The following is a 25967-nucleotide window of genomic DNA, read 5'->3' as shown; positions in this document are numbered from 1 at the left end:
ACATTATTCCCCGCTTTCTTCTGCATCCGAGCGGATTTCATCAATCAGATTCCAGATCTCCTCGCGTCCCTGTTTTGTCTCTGCAGAAAACGGAATCACAATCGTATCTTTCTCAACCTCCAGCGTCTCGCGGATCAGCTTGATCTGCTTCTGAAGCTGGCTGCGCTTGATCTTGTCCAGCTTCGTCGCAATGATGATCGGCTGATAGCCGTTTCGAAGAATCCAGTTGTACATGATGCGATCGTTGTTGGACGGTGCATGACGGATATCAATCAGAAGAAATACTGCGTGCAGCATTTTTGACTGATGCAGATAATCCTCGATCAGCTTGCCCCATTTTGCTTTAACCTCCTCGGAGGCTCTCGCAAAACCGTATCCCGGCAAATCCACCAGATACATTTCCTCATTGATGTGGTAGTAGTTGATCGTCTGTGTTTTTCCCGGCTGCGCACTGGTACGCGCCAGTGATTTCCGATTCATCAGGGCATTGATGAGAGAAGATTTTCCAACATTGGATTTTCCCGCAAATGCCACTTCCACCTGACCGGTATCCGGCAGTTTACTGGTGATTCCGCAGACATGCTGCAGCTCTACCTGTTTAATTACCATACTTTTCTTCTCCTGTTTTTTGCATCTTCTGGCCTTACTTCTTTTCCACAAGTGCCAGTTTTAATACCTGTTCCATGCTGCCGACAAATTCGATCTGCAGTCCGTCTGTGATCTCCGCATCCAGTTCTCTTACATCCGGCTCATTTTTCTCCGGAACGAGAACCATATGGATACCGGCTTTCTTTGCCGCCAGCAGCTTCTCTTTTAAGCCGCCGATCGGAAGCACACGGCCGCGGAGCGTAATCTCTCCGGTCATCGCAACGTCTGCTTTTACCGGAACCTTTGTGATCGCGGAAACCATCGCCGTCGCCATCGTAATACCGGCAGACGGGCCATCTTTTGGAACGGCTCCCTCCGGAATATGAATGTGGATGTCGTGTTTCTCGAAAAATTCTTTCGGAATCTTATACTGCTCTGCCACGGAACGAATAAAGCTGATGCCCGCCTGCGCAGACTCCTTCATCACATCGCCGAGCTGGCCGGTCAGCAGAAACTCTCCTTTTCCCGGCATCACATTGACCTCGATCTGCAGCGTATCGCCGCCGACTGCCGTCCAGGCAAGACCGCGCACAATACCAATCTCCGGTTTTTCGTTGGCCGGCTGGAACTCATACCTCTCTTTTCCGAGGAACTCTTCCAGGTTTTCTTTCGTCACAACAACCTCTTTTACCTGTTCCTCGAGAATCTTTCTCGCACTCTTTCTGCAGATTCTGCCGATCTGGCGCTCCAGGGAGCGGACACCGGCCTCTCTGGTGTAGCCGCTGATCACTTCCATCAGCGCCTCATCCTCGATCACAAGCTGTGCTTCTTTCAGACCGTTCGCCTTCTTCTGCTTCGGAACGAGATGTTCTTTTGCGATATGGAACTTCTCGTTTTCCGTATAGCTTGAAATTTCAATCACTTCCATACGGTCCAGCAACGGACGCGGAATGTTCTGAATATCATTTGCGGTTGCAATAAAGAGCACCTCCGAAAGGTCGATCGGAAGCTCTACGTAATGATCGGCAAATTTATTATTCTGCTCGGAATCGAGGACCTCAAGAAGCGCGGAAGAGGTATCTCCCTTGTAATCTGCACTTACTTTGTCGATCTCGTCGAGCAGCATCAACGGATTTTTCACCTTCGCCTGATGGAGTCCCGCCGCAATGCGTCCCGGCATCGCGCCGATGTAGGTTCTTCTGTGGCCGCGGATCTCCGCCTCATCCCGCACACCGCCGAGACAGATGCGGACGTATTTTTTATTCAGGGCTCGCGCCACGCTTCTCGCAATCGAGGTCTTACCGGTTCCCGGAGGGCCTGCCAGGCAGAGAATCGGGCTCTCGCCTTTCTTCGTCAGGGTGCGTACGGCCAGGAATTCGAGGATTCTCTCTTTTACTTTCGAAAGACCGTAGTGATCTTCCTCCAGAATCTCGCGTGCTCTTGCCAGATCTTGATTGTCACGGGATGCCTTATCCCACGGAAGCCCCAGCAGTGTCTCGATATAGCCGCGGATCACGCCTGCCTCGGACGGATTGTTGGCCGAATTTTCCAGACGGTGAATCTCCTCGGAAATCCGCTCTTTTACCTCTTTGGAGGCTTTGAGCTTCTCAAGCTGCTTCTTATAATTTTCAATCTCGGTCCGGGAATTGTCCTCGCCGAGTTCCTCGCGGATGACTTTAAGCTGCTCGCGCAGAATATAATCACGCTGGTTCTTATCGATCCGCTCTTTGATTTTTCCCTGAATCTCCGAACGGATCTCCTGAATCTGAATCTCGTTGGCGATCATGACGCAGAGCGTATCATACCGCTCGGAAAGCTCCACAGCCTCCAGCAGTTTCTGGCGGTTTACGTAGTCGAGGGGCAGATTCATGCAGATCTGGTCCACCAGCTTTCCAACTTCTTCGGTTCCGAGGATCTGGCCTGCCAGTTCCTTGCTGACTTTCTGCGTCTGCTCGCAGTAGACGGCAAACAGCTCTTTTAAGTTGCGCAGCATTGCCTCCTGCTCGATATCGGAAAACTGCATTTCGTCCGAGCCGGTAAACAGCGCCACCTCGGCGCGGAGATACTCGCTCTCCTCTTCCTCGAAGTTCAGCAGTTCTGCGCGTCTTTCTGCTTCTACGAGAATCCGAAGAACATCCTTTGGCATTCTCACAACCTGTTTGATGACCGCAATTGTTCCAATTTTATACACATCAAGCAGACCCGGTACTTCCGTATCCGGGTCTTTCTGTGTAATCAGGAAAATTTTCTGGTCTCCCAGCATCGCCTCCTCGACCGCACGAACCGATTTAGGTCTGCTGATATCAAAATGTACAATCATATCCGGCAAAATCGTTGTTCCACGCAGCGCAATCGCCGGTAATACTTTTGTCACTTCTTCCATTTAAGTTTCCTCCTGCGTTTTTCAGGCGGTTTCCGGTCTTCCGGATCTTCTTCCCATATTCCGCCGTGGAACAGGGGCCGGTTCGCCGTGAATAATCTCCGGCTCCGCCTTCTTTTCTACAGCGTCCTTGGTGATGACGCATTCTTTTGTCGTATTGTCCGACGGGATCTCATACATCAGATCCATCATCGTATCTTCCATGATTGCGCGGAGACCTCTGGCGCCTGTTTTCCGCTCCAGGGATTTCTTTGCAATCGCTTCGAGTGCATCTTCTTTGAAGTCAAGCTGTACGCCGTCCAGCTCAAACAGCTTCTTGTACTGTTTGACCAGAGAATTCTTCGGCTCAACCAGAATCTTCATCAGGGCCGTCTCATCCAGAGAATTTAACGTAACGACAATCGGCACACGTCCGACAAACTCCGGAATCAGGCCGAACTTGGTCAGATCCTGCGGCATGACCTGACGGAGCAGATCTCCGACATTCTCATCTTTTGCATGGCCGATCGGATTGTTGAATCCGATGGATTTCGTATCCTGTCTCGTCTCGATGATCTTCTCGAGTCCTTCGAATGCACCGCCGCAGATAAAGAGGATATTCGTCGTATCAATCTGAATAAACTCCTGATGCGGATGCTTTCTTCCGCCCTGCGGCGGAACGGAAGCTACAGTTCCCTCCAGGATTTTCAGCAGTGCCTGCTGTACACCCTCGCCGGAAACATCTCGTGTGATCGAAGCGTTTTCGGATTTTCTTGTGATTTTATCGATCTCATCGATGTAGATGATGCCGTGCTCAGCGCGCTCGATATCATAGTCTGCTGCCTGAATGAGGCGGAGCAGAATGTTTTCTACGTCCTCGCCGACATAACCTGCCTCGGTGAGCGCCGTTGCGTCTGCAATTGCAAACGGAACGTTGATCAGTTTGGCCAGTGTCTGTGCCAGATACGTTTTTCCGGAACCGGTCGGTCCGAGCATCAGAATGTTGCTCTTCTGCAGTTCGATGTCGGAGGATGCACCGGAAAGCACTCGTTTGTAATGGTTGTAAACAGCAACGGAGAGCACTTTTTTCGCCTCATCCTGTCCGATTACGTAGTCATCCAGAAATGCTTTGATTTCCTTTGGTTTGATCAGGTTGATCTCGTCGGTATCCTGCTCGCCGTACAGATCCTCAAATTCTTCCTGAATGATCTCCGAGCAGATTGCCACGCAGTCATCACAGATGTATGCCCCGTCCGGGCCTGCGATCAGCTTGCGTACCTGGTCTTCTGTCTTTCCGCAGAAAGAGCAGCGGATCTTGGTATCATTCCCTTTTATAGCCATCGTTTTCTTCCTTTCAACATATTACAACTAAACCTTATCGCCGGATAAGGCAAAAGGTGCCACAAAAGCCTCATTGCCGGAACTACGCTTTTGGACACCTTTCCTCTCTTATCGGTTCGTAATTACATTATCAATCAGACCGTATGCTTTTGCTTCCTCTGCGGACATGTAGTTGTCACGCTCGGTATCGATCTCAATCTGTTCCAGCGGTTTTCCTGTATTTGCCGCCAGAATTTCATTTAATTTCCGTTTGGTTTTCAGAATCTGTTCTGCAACGATTTTGATCTCGGTTGCCTGACCCTGTGCACCGCCGGATGGCTGATGAATCATGATTTCAGAGTTTGGCAGAGCCATTCTCTTTCCTTTGGTACCGCCGGCAAGAAGGAATGCTCCCATGCTGGCAGCCATACCGATACAGATCGTGGATACATCACATTTGATGTACTGCATCGTATCATAGATAGCAAGTCCTGCGCTTACAGAACCTCCCGGACTGTTGATATACATGTGGATATCTTTTCCCGGATCTTCAGACTCTAGGAACAGAAGCTGTGCAACGATCAGGTTTGCCGATACGTCAGTGACTTCCTCTCCCAGAAAAATAATACGGTCGTTCAGCAGTCTTGAATAAATATCGTAACTTCTCTCTCCCCTGCTTGTCTGCTCGATGACATAAGGTACAAAACTCATTCAATTGCCTCTCTTTCCGAGGTCTTACGCCTCTTTTGCGCTGTCGGCCATGAGAGTTACTGCTTCCTGAACAGCGAGATCTTTCTTCATCTGCTCTTTCTCATATTCGCCAACGAGCTCTTTGAATTTATCCAGCTCCATTTTGTACATTTCAGCCATTTTAGCCAGCTCTTCGTCCAGCTTCTCATCGCTGATCTGGATGTTCTCTGCTTCTGCAACTTTCTCAAGTACCAGTCTGCTCTCGATTCTCTTAACAGTCTGCGGTTTCATCTGCTCTTTTAAGGAATCAACGGTAGCGCCTGTAAACTGCATGTACTGCTCCATGGACAGACCCTGGGACTGGATTCTTCTTGCGAAATCGTCAACCATGTTCTCTACCTGCGTATCGATCATAGCTTCCGGAATCTCCATTGTTGCGTTCTCTACTGCTTTATCTACGACAGCGTTCTCTTTTTCTGTCTTAGCCTGCTCTTCTTTTTTCTTGGTCAGGTTGTCTTTGATTTCTTTTTTGTACTCATCCAGAGTATCGAACTCGGAAACGTCTTTTGCGAAGTCGTCATCAAGTGCCGGAAGCTCTTTTGCTTCGATTTTGTGGATGGTGCATTTGAATACTGCTGCTTTTCCAGCAAGCTCTTCTGCCTGATAATCCTCTGGGAAAGTAACGTTTACTTCCTTCTCCTCTTCCAGAGCTGCGCCAACGAGCTGCTCTTCGAATCCCGGAATGAAGGAATGGGAGCCAAGGGTCAGCGGATAATCTTTTCCAGCGCCGCCGTCGAACGGAACGCCGTCTACAGAACCTTCGAAGTCAAGTGTAACGGTATCTCCGTCTGCTGCCGGACGATCCTCTACATTGATGGTTCTTGCATTTTTCTCCTGCTCTTTTTTCAGCTCAGCTTCTACTTCTTCATCTGTAACGGTTGTGTCAGCTTTTGCTACTTCCAGACCTTTGTACTCGCCAAGGGTAACTTCCGGTTTTACTGCTACAGTTGCGGTAAAGATGAAAGCTTTGCCTTTTTCGATCTGCTCTACGTTGATCTCCGGACGGGATACGATGTCCAGTTTGCTCTCTTCTGCTGCTTTGGAATACTCTTCCGGAACAAGGCTGTTTACAGCATCCTCATAGAATACTGCCGGGCCATACATTTTTTCTACCATAGCTCTCGGAACTTTTCCTTTACGGAAGCCCGGAACGCTGATGTTCTTTTTCTGTTTCTGGTAAGCTTTCTCCAGTGCTTTCTCTAATTCTTCAGCCGGAACCTCAATGGTAAGTTTGGCCATATTCTTTTCTAAATTTTCGACCTGTACACTCATTTTATCAATTTCCTCCTTGATTTATCTGAAAAGCGGCAGAAAACCTGCACACCTCTCCATTCTACAGTCATTTATCGAGTATAGCATACTCTTTTCAAAAACGCCAGTGATTTTTTTATATTTCTGTGGTTTTTAGGCTTTTTTTTAGCAATGAAATACGATTTTTTCCGCCATTTCTTTTGCTTTGTCCTCTCCCTGCAGAACACGGATCAGCTCCAGTGCGAAGTCAGTGGCTGCTCCCATGCCGCGGCCGGTGGTCACATTTTTGTCGGTGACTGCCGGTACATCGAGTACGTTTGCGCCTGCCAGCTTTTCTTCAAATCCCGGGAAGCAGACGGCGTTTTTATCTTTTAAGATGCCCATCACACCAAGGATGCTCGGCGCTGCGCAGATGGCTGCCAGTTTCTTTCCCTGATCGTCATAGGAACGGATCAGCGCTGCGAGCGTCTCGTTTCCGGCCAGATTTAATGTACCCGGCATTCCGCCCGGAAGTACCAGCATGTCTCCGTCATCAAACTCTCCCTCTTCGATGGTTTCATCTGCAAGAATGGTGATTTTGTGGGATCCTGTTACTTCTTTTCTTCCCATAATAGAAACGGTGCATACGTCTTCTCCGGCTCTGCGCAGCAGATCCACCGGGGTCAGTGCCTCAATCTCTTCACATCCGTCTGCCAGAAATACATAAATCTTTGCCATGGTTTTGTCCTCCTGTGTTGTATGATCAGTCTCGTGTGTTTTGTCACGTGATATTCTCTGCTTTTCTTTGTAACAAACCGCCGCTATTATACCACATTTTTCCGCAGAATGCTTGCATTTCATAAAAATTTCAGGACTTTTTTCGCAAAAAGCCGGATTTCGCTTAACATCACGGGAAAAGCATGGTAAACTCTTGAAAAAAGCAGTGATGCAATCACGAGAAGGAGTCTCTTTTATGGAAATCGAACGCAAATACCTTCTGGATCAGCTTCCGGAAAATCTTACAAGCTATCCATGTAAAAAAATCGAGCAGGGCTATCTTTCCACCGAACCGGTTGTCCGCATCCGCCGCTCTGACGACGAATATTATCTGACCTACAAGTCAAAAGGGCTGATGGTGCGTGAAGAGTATAATCTTCCGCTCACAAAGGAATCCTACCTGCATCTGCGGGAAAAGGCAGACGGCGTTCTCATCTCAAAAACACGCTATCTGCTGCCGCTTACCGGAACGGATCTGACGATCGAGCTCGATGTCTTTGATGCGCCGTATGAAGGCCTTTACCTCGCAGAGGTGGAGTTTCCGGACGAAGCATCCGCAAACGCCTTTGTTCCTCCGGTATGGTTTGGAAAGGATGTAACCTATTCTTCCGATTATCACAACAGTACGCTCAGTAAAGGAAAAAAACTATAAATTACCAGAAAAAAATCCCGGTGCCTTTTCCACGGCTGCCGGGATTTTTCCGCTCGTTTGTTTTTTTACTCTTTTTTGTGCTTGCTTTTTGCTTGTTTTGGTTTGTTTTTTTGTGCATACATTCTTTATTTTTGCTGCTTTCACATTAGCGTCATTCTGTCAAAGCGGCGGTGCTGCTCCTTCTAATCCACTCCCTTTGATTTCCGGATGCAGGCTCGTGTTGCATCAATAACAGCACTTCTCAGGTTCTCCCGCTCCAGTACGGCAACCGCTTCGATGGTGGTTCCGCCTGGCGAGCAGACCATGTCTTTTAATTCTCCCGGGTGCATTCCTGTCTCGAGAAGCATTTTGGCGCTTCCAAGGACAGACTGTGCAGCAAATTCATATGCCTGTTTTCTCGGCATTCCTTCGGCTACGGCCGCATCTGCAAGAGCCTCCAGGAAAAGAAATACGTACGCCGGCGAGCTTCCGCTGACACCTGTGACGGTATCCATCAGATACTCCGGAACAACTTCTGCGCGGCCAAAGCTTTTCAGGAGGGTTAAAACGAGCTGCAGCTCTTCCTCCGTCACGAGATCATTGGCACAGACGCCGGTCATTCCTTCTCCGACGAGTGCTGGTGTGTTTGGCATGGTGCGAATTAACTTTGTTGGTTTTCCGATTTCTGTACCCAGCCATTGTAAAGACTTACCGGGAAGAATCGATACGATAATCTTCTCGGGTGAGATGAAGTTTTTGACGAGGTTTATTATATTTTTTATTTGGTTTGGCTTTACTGCCAGGAATACAAGATCGGATCCGGCTACGACCGCTTCGTTCTCCATAGTCGCCTGGACTCCAAACTGGTTGGTCAAGCGTTCCACACTTTTCTCCGTGCGGACCGATACCAGAATGTCATCTGCAGATACAACTCCTTTTTGGATCATTCCGCCAATCATGGCACTCGCCATGTTGCCGCCGCCGATAAAACCTACTTTCATGTCTGTTCGCCTCCGTATGCCTGTGTTGTAAAAAATATATGCGACACCCATAGTATGCAACAAAATTTACTTTTTTGCAATACTTTTTCTCTATTTTTCTGCTTTTCTTTTGCAATTTTCTTTATTTTTTTCGAATTAAATGTCGCTGTTTGTCGACGAATGTCGAAAAGTGTCTTTTTCTGTCTTTTTTCGCTTTTCTATTCCGCCGGAATCAGCCTTTGGCGGCGGCCTCTTCGGCGTATTTTGTTGTCACGAGTGTCTTGTACGGTGTCTTTTTCTCCAGCTCTCCCGCCTGCTCCAGAATCTCCTGCAGAAGATCAAAACTTTCTTCCTCAAAGATCAGATTTTCTTTCCACGTATCCTGCTCATAGTAGCGGTGCACGATCGCGGTGATGGTTTCCAGCTCGGTTTCTGCAAACTGCGGCGCAATCACTTCTGCAATCTCCTCCGGTGTGTGCGTCTGCACGAAGTCCATTCCCTTCTGCAGTGCCTTCGTGAATTTTTCTACGGTTGCGCCGTGCGTTTTCAGATAACTCTGTTTGACGCTGTACGACGTATACGGCACATACCCGGATTCCGTTCCGACCGATGCCACGACATAGCCGTCGCCCTTCTGCTCGAGCAGTGTCGCGGACGGTTCAAATTCAATCGTATAATCCCCCTGCCCGCCGGAGAACGCGGCAGCTGTGGAACCAAAATCGATGCTCTGGTTGATATTTACGTCTTTTTTATCAATCCCTTTCTGCGCCAGAACATACTCAAAGACCATTTCCGGCATACCGCCTTTTCTTCCCCCTAATACCTCTTTGTTTTTCAATTTCTCCCAGGTAAACGAATTGTCTTTCTCTCTTCCCACAACAAAGTTTCCCGCCCGCTGCGTCAGCTGCGCGAAGTTCACAACCGGGTCTGCGGTTCCCTCGAGGTACGCGTAGACGGTTGCCTCCGCCCCCATAAACCCGATATCCGCCTCGCCGGAAATCATCGCCGTCAGCACTTTATCTGCACCAAATCCTGTCATCAGCGTCAGATCAATGCCCTCGTCCGCGAAATACCCCTCCTCAATTGCCACGTACTGCGGGGCGTAAAAAATGGAGTGGGCAACCTCATTTAATGTCACCTGCTCCACTTTTTCTTTTGTCTCATCTTTTGCCCCGCATCCCGCCAGCGTCACTGCCGCCATTGCCAGTACAAGCGCACCTGTCAGCCATTTTCCTTTCATCAACAGATTCTCCTGTTTTTTCATTCTAACCTTAGAATATGATTTCCCGGTAAAAATGCGTGCAAAAAATGAAGGAGAAACGTTCGAATTTCGTTTCTCCTTCGTTTCTTATTTCTTCTCTTGTTTTTCTTTTGCCTTCTGTTCTTCTTTCGTCCGGATTTTGTCTTCGTACATTTTCAGATCGTTCAGATCCAGCATGAAGCAGGCCGTCGGTTTGGAAATGTGGTAATGTGTTTCTGTCATCTCCTTTTGCCGCATCTGCGCGTTTCTTTTATATTTTTCATTCTACAATCTACCTTATCGCTCCGTCAACACATTTAGGCTTCCTTTTCCGAAATTCTCTATTTTGAAAAACAAATTGAGGATCTCCGCAAAATTTGTTATAGTAAGGGTAATTCAAACAGTTACAAAGGAGGCTATTATGATAATAAAATCAGTTGCTGTTCTGGGCGCCGGAGCGGTTGGGTCTTATGTGATCTGGGGGCTTTCGGAGAAAAAGGACATCCGGCTTGGCGTTATCGCGTCCGGGGAACGGGCGAAGCGTCTGAAAAACAAAGGATGCAAAATTAACGATACGATTTATCACCCGGAGGTATGGACACCGGAAGAGGCACACGGCGTGGATTTTCTGATCGTCTCGCTCAAATACGGCGCACTGCCGGGGGCTCTTGACAATATTACTGCCGTTACCGGCGAGAATACTGTGATCATGAGTCTGATGAACGGCGTGGACAGTGAGGAGATCATCGCGGAAAAAGTCGGTGCGGAGCATCTGCTTCATGCTGTTATCAAAGTAGCTTCTCATAAAGAGAATGACGGCTACGTTTTCAACCCTGAGGCGACGCTCGGCATCATTTTCGGCGAAGTTTCGGCGCCGTACGACAGTGAGCGTGTGCAGGCTGTTCTGGATCTGTTCTCCGGCACAGGGCTGCATTACCGGGCAACCGATTGTATTTTAGAGGAAATATGGAGCAAATTCCGGCTGAATGTCTGCAATAACCTGCCGCAGGCTATTCTCGGTGCCGGGGTCGGCTGCTACCGCGACAGTGTACATATGAAGGCGATCAGCGACGGACTCCGCGCAGAACTGATGGCGATTGCGGAGGCAAAGGGAATTGATATCAGCAAGGCGGATGTCTCCTCGGGACGCAGAAGTGCGGTTCCGCCGACGGCGCGCTACTCGACGCTCCAGGATCTCGATGCGGGACGCCATACGGAAATTGATATGTTCTCGGGTGCGCTGATCCGCATGGGAAAAGAGCTTGGAATTCCAACGCCTTACAATGAATTTACGTACCATATGATCAAAGCACTGGAAGAGAAAAACGACGGACGGTTTGACTACAGCGGAAGCGAAGAACCGCTCTGGGCGAAATAGATACGATAGGAGAATCTCACGATGAAAGAAATCAAATGGGCTGTACTCGGATGCGGTGTGATTGCAAATGAAATGGCGGTCGCACTGCAGAAAAACGGAAAGAATATTTACGCGGTCGGCAACCGGACCCATGAGAAGGCGGCTGCTTTTGCGGAGAAATATGGAATTGGAAAAGTTTACGATGATTTCCATGAGATGTTTACCGATCCGGAGGTCGATGTCATTTATATCACGACGCCGCACAACACGCATCTTGGCTTTATGAAAGAGGCGATTGCCAATGGAAAACACATTCTCGTTGAGAAATCGATTACGCTGAACAGCGACGAGCTCGACGAGGCCATAGCGCTTGCAAAAGAAAAAGGTGTCATCATCGGAGAGGCAATGACGATTTACCATATGCCGATCTACAAAAAGCTGAAAAAATTTCTCGACTCCGGCCGTCTCGGCAGAGTCAATCTGATCACGATGAACTTCGGCAGTTTCAAAGAGTACAACATGAAGAACCGCTTCTTCAACCGGAATCTCGCAGGCGGCGCGATGCTTGATATCGGCGTATACGCACTCTCCTTCCTCCGCTGGTTCTTCGACTCCAAGCCGGATCAGCTCCTTTCCCAGGTAAAGCCCGCTCCGACCGGTGTGGACGAGCAGGCCGGCCTCCTTCTCACCAATCAGGAAGGACAGATGGCAAGTGTGATGCTCTCTCTCCACTCCAAACAGCCGAAACGCGGCATGGTTTCCTGTGAGAACGGATTTATCGAGATCATGGAGTACCCGCGTGCCTGGGAAGCAAAAATCACAGACGCTTCCACCGGCGAATCCGAAATCATCAAAGCCGGTGACAACGCCGATGCACTCGCCTATGAGCTCGCCGACATGGAACGCGCCATCAATGGAGATGCATCTGCCATGCACCTCGACTACACGAAGGACGTCATGGATCTGATGACCTCCTTCCGCAGAACCTGGGGCTATACGTACCCGGAGGAAGAAAAATAAAATTCGCACATCAAAAGCCCCTGCCCGGCACACATCAGATACCGGGCAGGGGCACTTCTTTTCACCTGCAATGCTCTGCAATTTTCTTTTTCAGTATTTCCGCATCAATCGGCTTTGCGATATGCACGTTCATGCCGGCCTCTTTTGCGGCCTGCCGGTCTTCAACAAAGGCGTTGGCGCTCATGGCGAAAATCGGAATGGAGGCGGCATCATCACGTCCATGACTTCCACGCATATTTTATACTTCATTTTACGCTGATATTATTTTCTCTTTCAACCCAAATAACATTACATTTCCAATATTTTGCATGTCTTTTTTATTTTTCTGAATTTTTTTAAAATCTTCCGTTTTTCTCTTGCACAATTGTTTTTATGCGTATATAATTGTCTGCAGAAAGCAAAGGGGAGCTCGCGTGCGAAGCGGGCTGAGAGTAGGATGCATCTCCTAGACCCTGAACCTGATTTGGGTAATGCCAACGTAGGGAGATACGATATGCACATTTTCTGCAGATATACCTCCACGTATATCTGCTTTTTTAATCTCTATGAACACATCATCAACAGGTTCTTCCAGTACCACAAGGGAATTTGCTTCTGCAAAAATACTCACACAGGAGGAACAAAAAATTATGTTAGGCACTTGTCTTGACAATGTCAGAAAAACAACCCCTCTCGTACACAACATCACAAATTACGTTACAGTAAACGATGTCGCCAATATTCTGCTGGCATGCGGCGCAAGCCCGATCATGTCCGATGAACCGGAGGATGTCGAGGATATCACCTCCATCTGCGGCGGTCTGAACATCAACATCGGAACGCTGCACAGAACGAGCATCGACGGCATGTACCGTGCCGGTGCAAAAGCAGCTTCGCTCGGCCACAAAATCCTGCTCGATCCAGTCGGCGCAGGCGCAAGCCACTTACGTACTTCGACCGCAGTCGGACTGATGGAAAAAATCCCGTTCACCGTCATCCGCGGAAATATTTCCGAAATCAAAACACTGGCACTCGGAAGCGGAACGACAAAGGGTGTTGACGCAGACGTTGCCGATAAAGTAACAGACGAAAACCTCGACAGCGCCGTTGCTTTTGCAAAAAACTTTGCGAAAGACCACAACTGTGTTGTCGCCATCACAGGAGCGATCGACCTCGTTGCCGATGCTGACACCTGCTACGTGATCCGCAACGGACGCGCCGAGATGGGAAGCATCACCGGAACAGGCTGCCAGCTCTCCGGCATGATGACCGCTTACCTCGTTGCCAACCCGGACGAGCCGTTAAAAGCCGCTGCTGCCGCTGTCTGCGCGATGGGACTTGCCGGCGAGATCGGCTGGAGCCATATGAAACCGGAAGACGGCAACTCCACCTACCGGAACCGCATCATCGACGCCATCTACCACATGGACGGCGAGACGCTGGAGAAAGGTGCAAAGTATGAAGTGCGATAAAAAAGGCCTGCTTTTATATGCTGTGACAGACCGCAGCTGGCTGAACGGCGAGACACTGTACAGCCAGGTGGAAAAGGCTCTGCAGGGCGGCGCAACGTTTATCCAGCTCCGCGAAAAAAATCTTGACCAGGATCACTTTATGGAAGAGGCACTGGAACTGAAAAAACTCTGTGCCGCATACCATGTTCCTTTCGTCATCAACGATAACGTGGAAATCGCAGCTAAGATGGATGCGGACGGCGTTCATGTCGGCCAGAGCGATATGGAGGCCGGCGATGTCCGTGCAAAGCTTGGCCCGGACAAGATCATCGGCGTTTCGGCACAGACCGTGGAACAGGCCATTCTCGCCGAGCAGCGCGGGGCAGATTACCTCGGCGTCGGCGCAGTCTTCCACACCGGTTCCAAGGCGGATGCGGAGGATGTCAGCCACGAAACGCTGACTGCTATCTGCAATGCCGTTAAAATCCCTGTCATCGCCATCGGCGGCATCACACGCGATAACGTGACGGAGCTTTCCGGCAGCGGCATCTGCGGCATCGCCGTCATCAGTGCCATTTTTGCACAGAAAGACATTGTTTCCGCAACGAAGGATCTGAAAGAACAGACTCTGCGCATGCTGGAAAACAAATAATTTTACGTAACCATTCATCCTCACACCAGGCGGCAGACTGGGGGCACCACTTTCTTTGTCGCCTGTCCAAAAAGAAAAGTAATGCAAAGGAGTAATTCTCATGGACGCGAAAAACATGAAAACAGCATTAACAATCGCGGGAAGTGATTCCAGCGGAGGCGCCGGCATTCAGGCAGACATCAAAACCATGATCACAAACGGAGTTTACGCCATGTCGGCAATTACCGCACTCACCGCCCAGAACACCACCGGAGTTTCCGGTATTTTCGATGTAACACCGGAGTTTCTGGCCGCACAGCTTGACGCCGTCTTTACGGACATCTTCCCGGACGCCGTCAAAATCGGTATGGTATCCTCCCCGGCACTGATCGAAGTCATCTCCGAACGGCTTCGCTTCTACCAGGCCAAACACATCGTTGTGGACCCGGTCCTCGTCGCTACAAGCGGTTCCGCGCTCGCTTCGGGCGGCGTGCCTGACCTGATGAAAAAACTGCTCTTTCCTCTGGCCGAAGTCATCACACCGAATATTCCAGAGGGAGAAGTTCTCTCCGGCATCAAAATCCAGTCGGAAAGCGATATGGAACGCGCCGCAAAAGAGATCGGGGATTCCTGCGGCTGTGCCGTTCTATTAAAGGGCGGCCACAGTATCAATGATGCCAACGATCTTTTATATCACAACGGCACATTTACCTGGTTCACCGGAAAACGCATCGACAATCCGAACACACACGGCACCGGCTGTACACTCTCCAGCGCCATCGCATCGGGGCTCGCAAAGGGGCTTTCCCTTCCGGATGCCATTTCCGCCGCAAAAGAGTATATTTCGGGCGCACTCGCGAGCATGATGGATCTCGGCCACGGCTCGGGACCGCTGAACCACGCTTACCGGATCTGATTTTGAAAATAAAGGAGAACAACAGATGGAACGCAATTACGCAACACAGATGGACGCCGCACGCCGCGGCATTGTAACACCGGAGCTGAAAAAAGTCGCAGAAAAAGAGTATATGGCCGTGGAAGACCTGATGCCGCTCGTTGCCAGCGGAAAGGTTGCCATTCCGGCCAATAAACTGCACACCTGCATCGATCCGGAGGGCATCGGCTCGATGCTGCGCACGAAAATCAATGTAAATCTCGGTGTTTCGAAAGACTGTAAAGATTACGATGTGGAGATGCAGAAGGTACTCTCCGCGGTCAATATGGGCGCAGAAGCCATCATGGACCTGTCGAGCCACGGCAATACGCAGCCGTTCCGGCGGAAACTGACCTCCGAATGTCCGGCCATGATCGGCACCGTGCCGGTATATGACAGTGTGATCCATTACCAGAGAGACCTGGATACGCTGACCGCCAAAGATTTTATTGACGTCATCCGCCTCCATGCCGAGGACGGTGTCGATTTCGTCACCCTGCACTGCGGCATCACCAGAAAAACCATCGATCAGATCCGCAAACACAAACGGAAAATGAATATTGTTTCCCGCGGCGGCTCCCTCGTGTTCGCCTGGATGTGCATGACCGGCGAGGAGAATCCGTTCTACGAGTATTACGATGAGATTCTCGATATCTGCCGTGAATACGATGTGACCATTTCTCTCGGCGACGCCTGCCGTCCTGGCTGCCTTGCCGACGCAACGGATGTCTGCCAGATTGAGGAGCTGGTGCGCCTCGGCGAACTCACCAAACGTGCCTGGGAAAAAGACGTTCAGGTTATGGTTGAGGGACCGGGCCACGTTCCGATGGATCAGATTGCGGCCAACATGAAAGTACAGCAGACCATCTGCATGGGCGCTCCGTTCTATGTCCTCGGCCCTCTTGTGACCGATATTGCACCGGGCTACGACCACATCACCGCTGCCATCGGAGGCGCGATTGCCGCTATGAACGGCGCTGCTTTCCTCTGCTACGTAACGCCGGCAGAGCATCTGGCTCTTCCGAACCTGGATGATGTAAAACAGGGCATCATCGCAAGCAAAATCGCCGCACACGCTGCCGACATCGCCAAAGGTGTTCCGCATGCGCGTGATATTGACGACAAGATGGGCGATGCCCGCCGCGTGCTCGACTGGGAAGCACAGTGGGACTGCGCACTGGACCCGGAGACTGCAAAAGCCATCCGTGCTGACCGCTCGCCGGAACAGGAAGATACCTGCTCGATGTGCGGTAAATTCTGTGCCGTGCGAAGCATGAACAAAGCTTTAAACGGCGAACACATCGACATTCTTTAACATCAGTACATACCTTACGCGAAAAGGAACGGTTTTCATTACGAAGCCGTTCCTTTTCTGCATTTCCAAAATCTTTTTCTATTTCGCCCATCCTTCGGCGTAACGGACTGCTTTGTGCCATCCGTTCATCTTCTCATCGCGCTCCTCTTTCGAGAGCTCCGGCTCAAACGTACGGTCAATGGCTCCGTTCTGTTTTACTGTCTCCTGATCCGGCCAGTAGCCGACGGCGAGTCCCGCAAGATAAGCTGCTCCCATCGCGGTCGTCTCGATGCAGCATGGCCGCTCCACCGGCGCCTGGCTGATGTCCGCCTGGCACTGCATCAGGAAATTGTTGGCGCTTGCTCCGCCGTCCACACGCAGTGCAGAGAGCTTCATGCCGGAATCTGCCTCCATCGCTTTTAAGACATCATCCACCTGATACGTGATCGACTCCAGTGTTGCGCGGATCACATGGTATTTGTTGACGCCGCGGGTCAGGCCGAGAATGGTTCCTCTCGCATACTGATCCCAGTACGGTGCGCCAAGGCCGGTAAACGCCGGCACGACGTAGCAGCCGTTCGTGTCGTTCACCTTCTGCGCCATGTACTCGGAATCCGCCGAGGACTCGATCAGCTTCATCTCATCGCGCAGCCACTGGATTGCGGCTCCGCCGACGAAAATGGATCCCTCGAGCGCATACGTAATCTTGTCCCCGATGCCCCATGCAATCGTGGTAACAAGACCGTGTGTCGAAGAAACCGGCTTTTCTCCCGTGTTCATCAGCAGGAAGCAGCCTGTTCCGTATGTATTTTTCGCTTCGCCCGGCGCATAGCAGGTCTGGCCGAACAGCGCCGCCTGCTGGTCTCCCGCTGCTCCCGCAATCGGAATCGGGCCGCCGAAATATGTGGATGCCGTCTCCCCGTAGACACAGCTCGACGGGCGGACTTCCGGCAGCATACAGAGCGGAATGTTCAGCTCTTTTAAGATATCCTCATCCCATTTCAGGGTATGGATATTGAACAGCATTGTACGGGACGCGTTGGTGTAATCGGTGACATGTACCTTTCCCTTTGTCATCTTCCAGATCAGCCACGTCTCCACCGTTCCGAAATAGAGATCGCCTCGCTCCGCCCGCTCGCGCACGCCCGGAACTTCATCTAGAATCCATTTCAGCTTCGTGGCTGAAAAATACGCATCGATCACAAGACCTGTTTTCTCCCGGAAACGGTCAACCAGTCCGCGCTCCATCAGGGAATCGCAGTATTCCGATGTTCTGCGGCACTGCCATACAATTGCATTGTAGACCGGCTCTCCCGTCTTTTTGTCCCAGACGATCGTCGTCTCTCTCTGGTTTGTGATGCCGATTGCCGCGATATCCTCGTAGGACGCACCCGCTTTCTGCATTGCCTCCACGGCTACACCGAGCATCGTGGACCAGATTTCATTGGCATCGTGCTCCACCCAGCCCGGTTTCGGGAAACGCTGGGTAAACTCCTTCTGCGCAAGGCTTACGATCTGTCCTTTCTGATCAAACAGAATACAGCGGTTGCTCGTTGTGCCGGCATCAAGTGCCATGATGTATTTTCCCACGTTTAAAAATCCTCCTGTCTCACATTTCAAGAAGAGAGCCTGACAGAATCCACTGCCACGCTCTCTTCCTTTTCTTTGTATGTATCGTATCACAGAATTCTTTTTCTGTAAATCAAATCGTGTTTTTCTGCAGCAATTTATGCCGTAATGATCTCCAGCAGCGCACCGCGCAGATCATTTGAAAGTTCCATGCTCTGCAGCTCTGCAGCCAGAATTGCTACCTTTCCGTCTGCTTTGTGAAGAAGATTTGCGATCTGCTCTTTGGTGATGTAGCTGATTTCGGCGTGCAGCAGCAGATCCATCGCACGTGTCATGACATCGTTCTTTGCAATCTCCGTATCTTCCGGCAGACAGATTGTCACGGTATCCTGCGGTTTTACATCTGCCACTGCGATAGCAAGAAGTCCGTCTTTCTCTCTGACTTCTGCATCCGCTTCCACGCCGTTTACAAAGACCTTTGCCTCTTTTGCACTACTTCCACCGAATTCTACGCAATATGTTCTGCTTTCCGGAACAAGGCTCTGATTGCCCTCAACCGGTGCAATTGTAAATTTTCGTGCACCCCATTCGAGCGTCATCGGCGTTTTTGCACAGTCATTCTTCTCATACGCCATGGAAGTATTATCATCCTCGTACAGGATAAATGTATTATCTGCACCCGCATAAACGCGTACCGTCAGCTCATCCGGGTTGGATTCTACATCCAGCGCACTGATCTTCTCTGTCATCGGGATAATCGCACCTGCTTTAGCAAGAACCGGGATCTCCTCGAGCGTACGGTACAGATCCATACTTCTGCCACCCTCGTAAATCATTCCGTTGAAGAAATCAAACCACGTACCTTCCGGCAGCCACACCTTTGTTTTTGCACGCTTCAGCTCCGGAATGCATTTCGTTGTCACCGGTGTTACCATCAGCTCGCTTCCGAAGAAGTACTGATTCGGTGCCTGATTTTTGCCCCAGAAAACCGTCTCCGGGTAATCATAATACATCGGAACAACGATCGGTGTGTCCTCTTTCCATGCACGGTAGTTCATCGTATACAGATACGGCACCAGTTTATGACGCAGACGGAGGAAATCATCCATCGTGCTGCGCACTTCCATACTGAAGTTCCAAGGCTCTTTTCCACTGAAGGCACTGTTAGAGCTGTGCAGACGATTGATCGGAGAAAAGACTCCGTACTGATACCATCTTGCTTCAAGCTCATCGTCACGGTAGCCAAGCATATGGCCGCCGATATCATGACTCCACCATCCATAGCCGATGTTGGAGGCTGTGCTGGTAAAGTATGGCTGGAAATCCAGTGATTCCCAGGTGATGTGAGTGTCTCCGGAAAATCCGACCGGATAGCGGTGGGAGCCGGGTCCTGCGTAGCGGGAGAAGGTCATCGGACGTTTTCCGTCTCTTCCACTATCAAGGAAATGATAGTGATTCAGCATCCACAGCGGATCAAGACCCTCGATCTTGGTACTTTGTCCCTGCTGCCAGTCAATCCACCAGAAATCGACACCCTCTTTTTCCATCGGATGATGGACTTTGTCGAAATATACATCAACAAATTTCGGATCCGCAATGTCAAAATTGACCGGCTCTTCTTTTTTTGCATCCACTCCCATAGCTTCTGCTACTTCCGGATAGCAGTCCTCATACGCACGAATTCCGTCTGCAGGATGGACGTTCAGTGTTGTCTTCATGCCACGTGCATGGAGTTTTCCAAGAAAACGCTCCGGATCCGGGAAGAGTTTTTTGTTCCAGCTGTATCCGGTCCAGCCGCTGCCGTATTTCGGATCCACATCGTCTACACGGTGCCAGTCCATATCGATAACAGCAACCGAGAATGGAACGTTCTCTTTGTCGAAGTCTTCCATCAGTTTCATATAAGATGCTTCACTGTAACGCCAGTAACGGCTCCACCAGTTTCCAAGTGCAAATCTCGGAAGCATCGGAGTTTTGCCGCAAAGGTGGTAGAAATCCTTTAATGCCAGGCGGAAATTCCAGCCATAGCCGAAGAAGTACAGATCCTGCACCCCTTTCTTTCTCGGGGTCACCCAACCGTCCTCTGTCATCAGAAGCGACTTCGAATCATCCAGAACAGCGGAACCAAACCAGGACATGATACCAGGTTCCAGTTCGCATGCTCCGTTGACCTGATCAAGCGTACGGGCCGTTCCTCCAAGATCCTGTGTCGGATCTCCGTAATGCCATGCCGGTACAGAACTGATGCCGACTGCCGTTGTTTTGCAGGAAAGTCCGTTTGCAGAGAATGCCTTTTTGTTGTAATTCAGCTGCAGATACTTTGTACGCAGCTCCAGCTCATCGCCTGTGTCTTTGACGGAAAATTCCACTGCTGGAAAATCACGGTTTACAACCGTCTGGGATGCCGCATCGATAAATTCACCGTCCTCACTGTATTCCAGCCGAAGAAGATGCTCCGTCAGCACCGTGATACGATATTTATCGCCCTTTACTACATTCTTCGGATCTGCAAGCGGATGTGTCTCCATTTTCAGATATGATTTCATGTTTTATTTTCCCCTTTCTTACTCTTACCGGTTTTTGCCGTATTTTGAGAACGGGAACCTGTGGCAAAAATCCGTTCTGCCACAGGTTCCTCTGCATTTTTTATTTGGTTTCCAGAACAACTGCCTCATACGCACGCAGTTTTCGTGTCCCTGCTGCCGCGCCGTCCTGCGGATAGTTGCTGATCAGTACCTCTGCTCCTGCAAAGGTTTCCGGAACCGTGTACTCCTGCTCCTCTTTTGTAAAATTGCACATCACGAGGAGTTTCTGATCGCCTAAGGTTCTGGTATATACATACAGTGCCTCGTCTTCCGGATCGAGCAGCTCGTACGTTCCGTAAACCATGATATCCTTCTCTTTCCGGAGATGAATCAGTTTCTTGTAATAATTGTATACAGAATCCGGATCCGCCATCTCATTTTTTGCATTGACGGTCTCGTAATCCGGTCCGACTTTGATCCACGGGGTTCCTGTGGTAAATCCTGCCGAAGCGGTATCATCCCACTGCATCGGAGTTCTTGCATTGTCTCTTCCGCGCAGGTTCAGGTAGCGCATCATATCGTCCGGCGCTACTTTTCCGGCTCCGGTCAGCTCGTGAAACGCGTTGATGCTCTCAATATCGCGGAATTCGGACAGATCGTGGAACGGAACGTTCTTCATGCCGAGCTCATCGCCCTGGTATACGTACGGGGTACCCTGCATCATATGAAGGCAGGTTGCAAGCATTTTGGCACTGACTACGCGATATTCCGGTGAATCATCGCCGAAACGGGACAGGCAGCGCGGCTGGTCGTGGTTTCCAAGGAAGAGGCTGTTCCATGCCTTGCCCTCAAGCTCCGTCTGCCATGCTGTCATGACGCGTTTGAAATCTTTGAGCGGTACGCGTTTGTCCGTCCATTTGCCGTATTTTCCGCTTGCCAGCTCAACCAGCTCGAACTGGAATACCATGCTGAGCTCTTTGCCGTCTGCGGATGCATATTTTTCTGCCTCCTCGATCGTGACACCGGCACACTCACCGACCGTCATCAGATCATATTTGGAAAGGACTTCCTTGTTCATCTCCTGCAGATACTCATGAACATGCGGTCCGTTTACGCAGCCGGAGTCACCGTAGAGTCCGCCTTCCGGAATCTTTCCATCCGGCAGTCCTTCCGGTTTGGAGATCATGCTGATGACATCCATACGGAAGCCGTCGATGCCTTTCTCGCACCACCAGTTCATCATATCGAAAACTTCTTTTCTTACGGTCGGGTTTTCCCAGTTCAGGTCAGGCTGCTTCGTGGAAAACAGATGCAGGTAATACATCTCGGTCTGCGGATCGTATTTCCATGCGGAGCCGGAGAAGCAGCTTCCCCAGTTGTTTGGCTCTTTTCCCTCTTTTGCATCACGCCAGATGTAATAGTCGCGGTACGGGTTTTCTTTCGATTTGCGGCTCTCCACGAACCATTTGTGTTCGTCTGAGGTATGATTGACAACAAGGTCCATGACCAGCTTGATGCCTCTTTTATGCATCTCCGAAAGCATGCGGTCAAAATCCTCCATTGTTCCGAATTCCTGCATGATTGCCTGGTAATCGCTGATATCATATCCATTGTCATCGTTTGGTGACTGGTACACCGGAGACAGCCAGATAACATCCACGCCAAGATCCTTCAGATAATCCAGACGGGATGTGATACCATTTAAATCGCCGATACCGTCTCCGTTGCTATCCATGAAGCTGCGCGGATAAATCTGATACACTACGGCTTCTTTCCACCATTTTTTGTCCATTTTTTTTACCTCCTTTATTTCATCCCCAGAACGTGTCTGGTTCTTTGATTCTGTCGTTTGCAAGCACAGTTTACCATACCTCACGGTGATTTTTCAATAGTTTTGCGCAAAACCAGCAGTTTCTACAAGAGTTTTTCTGCAAATTTGGTAACTATTTACTTCATCAGATCTCTTACCGACTCCCTCTCCACCAGCGTTGTCGGCAATGGCGGAATATCTTTTTGTACCGGCTCATCCTGGATCAGGTGCATCAGGACCTCTACGGCACGGCGTGCTTTTCCATCCACCATCTGATGCACGGTAGTCAGCTTCGGCCGCGCAAGTGTCGCATAAGTAACATCATCAAAACCCGCAATTGAAATTTCCTCCGGAACCTTTATTCCCCTGTTCTGCAGAAAGTTGGATGCTTCAAGTGCATAGTAATCCGATGAAAAAAAGAGCGCGGTCTGTTTTTTGAAGAACGGAAGCATCTCCTCATATGCCTTCTCCCTCTGCTCTGGATTCCACGGGATCACAATATGGCGACTTTCAAAGTCCTCAATTCCCGCCTCCTCCATTGCCTGACGCACACCGAGCCACCGATAGTGGTCAACACCGAGATCGCAGTCGGATAAAAAGAGAAATTTTTTATGTCCCTTTCCAATCAGGTACTGACTCATCTGGTACGCACCGCCGCAGTCATCCATCGTAATGGAGCGGACTCCAAGTTCCGGCGGGAGATACTGATCAATGGTTACCAGCGGTTTTCCGAGACGTTCCGAGAGTTCTGCAATCTCCTTTTCCTTCAGAGCCATTGCAATCATGCCATCAAAATTCCAGCCGAGCGCCTGCTGCATAAGATCGTCCTGCTCATGGCGCGCAACCAGCATCATATAATAGCCGTGTTCCCGGATCTGATATTCCAGGTTTCCAAGCATTGCCGACACAAAGGGATCCTCAAAGGACGATGCATTTCCTTTCTTCATGAAACCAAGCGCCACACCAATAAGACCGGAGCTGTTGTTCGCCAGCATGCGCGCGCTGATACTCGGCACGTACTCCATCTCCTTTAAAATCCGGTTGATTTTCTCGACCGTCGCCTTTGAGACGCGCCCTGTCTTTCCGTGTATTACATTCGAAACCGTCGTCGGGCTGACTCCTGCGCGGTCTGCAATATCTTTGATTCTAATCATCGGTTCTCTGCCTTTCCTTTTTCTTCACAATTTTCTGAATTCTGTTATGTTTATTTTACCAAGACGGCAAAATGTTTACAACTACTTTGCATCGGCAAACACTACAAAATTATTACATTTTCTTAAACGATATGTAAGAAAATCTCCATCCCTCCTTCATTTACTTTCCGCCGGTTCCGTGGTAAGATAGGATGACAGAAAAAGTTCACCTTTTTTCTGTAAGAAAGGACCTACACATCATATGCGGCTTGCATTTACAAATTTTTCGATAAAATCTCCCACTGGCAAGAAATCCGGCCGGTTTTTTCTTGCCCTTTTTCTGGGTATTTTTCTCTTCCTCGCTCATCCCATACTCTGTCAGGCTGGTTTTGCCTCCAGTATGCCGTTTACCGGTGCCTCCTGGGAACTGGTCGGGGAATATCCGATTCTCGGCAGCAACGGCGCGGTGCAGTCCGTCTGTGCGACGGAAGATTATATCATCTGCATCGAAAATTTTAATGATCTGACGACAGAGCCGGACGTAGTCTCTGCCTACTATAAAAATGATACAGACGCAGACGGAAATCCCGTTACGCAGTATTCCCTCGCGCATCAGGTAAGGGACGCAGACTTTGCTCACGCAAACGGTATGGCATACAATCCCGTCACACATGAAATCCTCGTGAGCGGCTACAGCAGCCCGGATGCTTCCAATTACGGATGTATCTTCCGCCTCGACCCGGATACTCTCGAGCAGAAAGAGCGGATCCAGCTCTCGACAAGCTACAATATTCTCGGTATTGATTATCTTCCCTCCACCGGCGGCTATCTGATCCAGACCGATGCGGACGGCGGCTACGGCTTTAAACTCCTCGATGCCTCACTTCAGGTGATGGATGACTGGGGCACGTATCCCTTCGATTTTTACATGGAAAACTTTCAGGATCTCTGTGTTTCCGGCGATCTCTTTTTTCTTTTTCCGCTGACGATGCATCTCGGAATCGGAAATTTTATCCAGACATACTCGCTCTCGCAGAAAACACTGCTTGCGGACGACACGGTTGATTTTGGCTTTTCCGACGATATCACCATCAATGAACCAGAGGGCCTCTGTGAGACAAATCCTGGGGAATTTATTGCGATTGTAAACGTAACAAAGGCAGATGGTGGACGGTACGTGCAGTTCTACCGCACCCGGGTGCCGTATCTGTTCACGGTTTCCACTTCCGTGGCGGAGCATGGCTCGGTGTCCGAGGGCGGGGAAGTTTCCCGCGGAGAGGAAAAAACCGTTTCCTACACGGCAGACGAAGGCTTCCGGCTCGCGAAGCTCTCGGTGGACGGCTTGTATCTGCCGGTGACAGAATATCCGGACAGCTATACATTTTCCGATATCCAGAAGGATCATACCCTTGCCGTAACGTTTGAACCGGTTCCGACGGCGACACCGACGCCGACTGCCACTGCGACGCCGACCGAAACACCGGCCATAACCCAGACACCGGAACCGGCCATTTCCAAAGCACCGGCATCATCCACGGTTTCCTTCTCATCTGTGGCTTCCCATTTCGCAGCGTTCTGGAAAGGCACTGTGCATGCCGCTTCCTGGTTCCGCCATCTTGCCTCGGCCGGTGCATCCCTTTTTGCCCGTATCCGGAAGGCAGATCCTGTTTTTCTGGCGATGCCGTTTGTCCTTCTCGTTCTGATTCTGCTCTTTGTCCTCCGCCTGCGGTATGTCCGCCGCATCCGGCGGGAGCGGTCGCGGAAAGCGCTGGAACACAGAAGAAGAACGTACGAAGAACTGGTCAGAGAATTTACGGAAGATCCGAAGGACGAAGAGGTTTCCATCGATGAGCTGCTGCTTACAATTGACGAACTGCAGAAGGAAGAACAGAAAAACACTTAAATGAAACGTATTCACCAGATCAGGAATTGATCTTCTCGGCACAAAAAAAGTATCCCGTTCCTTTTGGGGAAGCGGGATACTTTTTTATTTACACGGGCAACGAGCTAAAGTCCGTGCTTGTTTTTACTCTTCGTAATCGAGTGCCGCACGCTCCGTTGTGTACGGACGTACATAGGTGTCTGCTACTTTTACGTGCTCTGGATGTTTTGCATATACAGCTACATCCTCTGCTTTTTCCAGGGTTGTGACAAGTGCCATATCATGGGTGGAAGATGCAAGCGGTGCTTCTACAAAGTCAACCGTCAACAGTCCCGGCACTTTGCCGACCAGGCTTTTCAGGTTCTCTGCCATCGCTTTTTTCAGCTCCGGTTTCTTTGCATCCTCTACTTCCGGTTTGAATTTCCACATAACAATATGATGTACCATTGTATTTTTCTCCTTTGCTTTTGTTTTATTGCCAATTCACACAGTTTCTGTGCAAATACC

Annotated in this window: 23 protein-coding genes, 1 pseudogene and 1 riboswitch; of the genes and pseudogenes, 8 read left to right on the top strand and 16 right to left on the bottom strand. The window is 50.0% G+C overall.

Annotated features, from left to right (window positions below; genetic code table 11):
* Positions 1 to 3 precede the first annotated feature (3 nt).
* From yihA to DWX32_RS12185, 6 genes are all read right to left on the bottom strand, one after another.
* A complete protein-coding gene (gene yihA, locus DWX32_RS12210) occupies positions 4 to 609 on the bottom strand; it encodes a ribosome biogenesis GTP-binding protein YihA/YsxC (RefSeq protein WP_055219842.1) in 606 nt (201 codons plus the stop codon).
* A 34-nt stretch (positions 610 to 643) separates the two neighbouring features.
* Complete coding sequence (lon, locus tag DWX32_RS12205; RefSeq protein WP_055265745.1) at positions 644 to 2971, bottom strand: endopeptidase La; 2328 nt, start codon at positions 2969 to 2971, stop codon at positions 644 to 646.
* Between the two features lie 21 nt (positions 2972 to 2992).
* Entirely contained in the window at positions 2993 to 4288 is a 1296-nt protein-coding gene (gene clpX, locus DWX32_RS12200) for an ATP-dependent Clp protease ATP-binding subunit ClpX (RefSeq protein ID WP_117509624.1), read from the bottom strand.
* 108 nt (positions 4289 to 4396) lie between these two features.
* Positions 4397 to 4978: an ATP-dependent Clp endopeptidase proteolytic subunit ClpP gene (gene clpP / locus DWX32_RS12195; RefSeq protein ID WP_022461349.1), complete on the bottom strand. Its 582-nt coding sequence runs from the start codon at positions 4976 to 4978 to the stop codon at positions 4397 to 4399.
* A 24-nt stretch (positions 4979 to 5002) separates the two neighbouring features.
* Positions 5003 to 6289 carry a trigger factor gene (tig, locus tag DWX32_RS12190; protein ID WP_118660221.1) on the bottom strand — a complete coding sequence of 429 codons (1287 nt, stop codon included), beginning with the start codon at positions 6287 to 6289 and terminating at the stop codon, positions 5003 to 5005.
* 144 nt (positions 6290 to 6433) lie between these two features.
* The gene (locus DWX32_RS12185) at positions 6434 to 6985 is read right to left on the bottom strand and encodes a DJ-1 family glyoxalase III (protein ID WP_055219893.1); all 552 of its coding nucleotides are present in this window, start codon (positions 6983 to 6985) and stop codon (positions 6434 to 6436) included.
* Positions 6986 to 7220: 235 nt separating this feature from the next.
* Here DWX32_RS12185 and DWX32_RS12180 point away from each other — a divergent pair, with 235 nt between their 5' ends.
* The gene (locus DWX32_RS12180) at positions 7221 to 7676 is read left to right on the top strand and encodes a CYTH domain-containing protein (protein ID WP_022461346.1); all 456 of its coding nucleotides are present in this window, start codon (positions 7221 to 7223) and stop codon (positions 7674 to 7676) included.
* Here DWX32_RS12180 and DWX32_RS19665 read toward each other — a convergent pair.
* The 4 genes from DWX32_RS19665 to DWX32_RS20470 all read right to left on the bottom strand — a co-directional run bounded on the left by DWX32_RS19665 (position 7671) and on the right by DWX32_RS20470 (position 10118).
* On the bottom strand, positions 7671 to 7820 hold the full coding sequence (locus DWX32_RS19665) for a hypothetical protein (RefSeq protein ID WP_158579586.1): 150 nt from the start codon (positions 7818 to 7820) through the stop codon (positions 7671 to 7673). The two genes, DWX32_RS12180 and DWX32_RS19665, sit on opposite strands and share 6 nt — an antisense overlap.
* A 38-nt stretch (positions 7821 to 7858) precedes the next feature.
* Complete coding sequence (gene proC / locus DWX32_RS12175) at positions 7859 to 8656, bottom strand: pyrroline-5-carboxylate reductase (RefSeq protein ID WP_022461345.1); 798 nt, start codon at positions 8654 to 8656, stop codon at positions 7859 to 7861.
* Positions 8657 to 8867: 211 nt separating this feature from the next.
* Entirely contained in the window at positions 8868 to 9875 is a 1008-nt protein-coding gene (locus DWX32_RS12170) for an ABC transporter substrate-binding protein (RefSeq protein ID WP_118660219.1), read from the bottom strand.
* A gap of 108 nt (positions 9876 to 9983) precedes the next feature.
* Complete coding sequence (locus DWX32_RS20470) at positions 9984 to 10118, bottom strand: hypothetical protein (RefSeq protein ID WP_264295184.1); 135 nt, start codon at positions 10116 to 10118, stop codon at positions 9984 to 9986.
* Between the two features lie 178 nt (positions 10119 to 10296).
* Between DWX32_RS20470 and DWX32_RS12165 the strand changes: the two genes are divergently transcribed.
* Together DWX32_RS12165 and DWX32_RS12160 are read left to right on the top strand one after the other, a co-directional pair.
* Complete coding sequence (locus DWX32_RS12165; RefSeq protein WP_118660217.1) at positions 10297 to 11253, top strand: ketopantoate reductase family protein; 957 nt, start codon at positions 10297 to 10299, stop codon at positions 11251 to 11253.
* 21 nt (positions 11254 to 11274) lie between these two features.
* Positions 11275 to 12252 (top strand): Gfo/Idh/MocA family protein, encoded by a 978-nt coding sequence (locus DWX32_RS12160; protein WP_118660215.1) that lies wholly within the window; start codon positions 11275 to 11277, stop codon positions 12250 to 12252.
* Positions 12253 to 12313: 61 nt separating this feature from the next.
* On the opposite strand, the pseudogene DWX32_RS12155 reads toward DWX32_RS12160, so the two are convergent.
* Positions 12314 to 12469, bottom strand: a pseudogene (locus tag DWX32_RS12155) (response regulator); the annotation flags it as partial.
* 174 nt (positions 12470 to 12643) lie between these two features.
* A riboswitch (TPP riboswitch) is annotated at positions 12644 to 12755 on the top strand.
* A gap of 126 nt (positions 12756 to 12881) precedes the next feature.
* On the opposite strand from DWX32_RS12155, the gene thiM reads away from it, so the two are divergent.
* The 4 genes from thiM (at position 12882) to thiC (ending at position 16562) form a co-directional block, all read left to right on the top strand.
* Entirely contained in the window at positions 12882 to 13703 is an 822-nt protein-coding gene (gene thiM / locus DWX32_RS12150; protein ID WP_022461341.1) for a hydroxyethylthiazole kinase, read from the top strand.
* On the top strand, positions 13690 to 14334 hold the full coding sequence (gene thiE / locus DWX32_RS12145) for a thiamine phosphate synthase (RefSeq protein WP_055226936.1): 645 nt from the start codon (positions 13690 to 13692) through the stop codon (positions 14332 to 14334). Before thiM ends, thiE begins: the two co-directional genes overlap by 14 nt.
* 115 nt (positions 14335 to 14449) lie before the next feature.
* Positions 14450 to 15229 carry a bifunctional hydroxymethylpyrimidine kinase/phosphomethylpyrimidine kinase gene (gene thiD, locus DWX32_RS12140; RefSeq protein WP_055219891.1) on the top strand — a complete coding sequence of 260 codons (780 nt, stop codon included), beginning with the start codon at positions 14450 to 14452 and terminating at the stop codon, positions 15227 to 15229.
* Between the two features lie 25 nt (positions 15230 to 15254).
* On the top strand, positions 15255 to 16562 hold the full coding sequence (gene thiC, locus DWX32_RS12135) for a phosphomethylpyrimidine synthase ThiC (protein ID WP_022461338.1): 1308 nt from the start codon (positions 15255 to 15257) through the stop codon (positions 16560 to 16562).
* 78 nt (positions 16563 to 16640) lie between these two features.
* Here thiC and glpK read toward each other — a convergent pair whose 3' ends face one another.
* The 4 genes from glpK to DWX32_RS12115 all read right to left on the bottom strand — a co-directional run bounded on the left by glpK (position 16641) and on the right by DWX32_RS12115 (position 23599).
* Positions 16641 to 18131 carry a glycerol kinase GlpK gene (gene glpK / locus DWX32_RS12130; protein WP_055219824.1) on the bottom strand — a complete coding sequence of 497 codons (1491 nt, stop codon included), beginning with the start codon at positions 18129 to 18131 and terminating at the stop codon, positions 16641 to 16643.
* Positions 18132 to 18268: 137 nt separating this feature from the next.
* On the bottom strand, positions 18269 to 20656 hold the full coding sequence (locus DWX32_RS12125) for a glycoside hydrolase family 31 protein (RefSeq protein WP_118660211.1): 2388 nt from the start codon (positions 20654 to 20656) through the stop codon (positions 18269 to 18271).
* A gap of 100 nt (positions 20657 to 20756) precedes the next feature.
* The gene (locus DWX32_RS12120; protein ID WP_118660209.1) at positions 20757 to 22427 is read right to left on the bottom strand and encodes a glycoside hydrolase family 13 protein; all 1671 of its coding nucleotides are present in this window, start codon (positions 22425 to 22427) and stop codon (positions 20757 to 20759) included.
* Positions 22428 to 22582: 155 nt separating this feature from the next.
* Complete coding sequence (locus DWX32_RS12115) at positions 22583 to 23599, bottom strand: LacI family DNA-binding transcriptional regulator (protein WP_118660207.1); 1017 nt, start codon at positions 23597 to 23599, stop codon at positions 22583 to 22585.
* Positions 23600 to 23978: 379 nt separating this feature from the next.
* On the opposite strand from DWX32_RS12115, the gene DWX32_RS12110 reads away from it, so the two are divergent.
* Positions 23979 to 25481, top strand: coding sequence for a hypothetical protein (locus DWX32_RS12110; RefSeq protein WP_147398494.1), 1503 nt, complete (start codon positions 23979 to 23981; stop codon positions 25479 to 25481).
* 123 nt (positions 25482 to 25604) lie between these two features.
* Here DWX32_RS12110 and DWX32_RS12105 read toward each other — a convergent pair whose 3' ends face one another.
* Positions 25605 to 25907, bottom strand: a complete 303-nt coding sequence (locus DWX32_RS12105; RefSeq protein ID WP_022462610.1) for a Dabb family protein — start codon at positions 25905 to 25907, stop codon at positions 25605 to 25607.
* Positions 25908 to 25967 lie beyond the last annotated feature (60 nt).

The organism is Blautia sp. AF19-13LB (assembly GCF_003479105.1).
Classification (GTDB): Bacteria; Bacillota; Clostridia; order Lachnospirales; family Lachnospiraceae; genus Fusicatenibacter; species Fusicatenibacter saccharivorans.
Note: the sequence above shows the minus strand (reverse complement) of the source record. Positions and strands in the feature narration are given on the sequence as shown.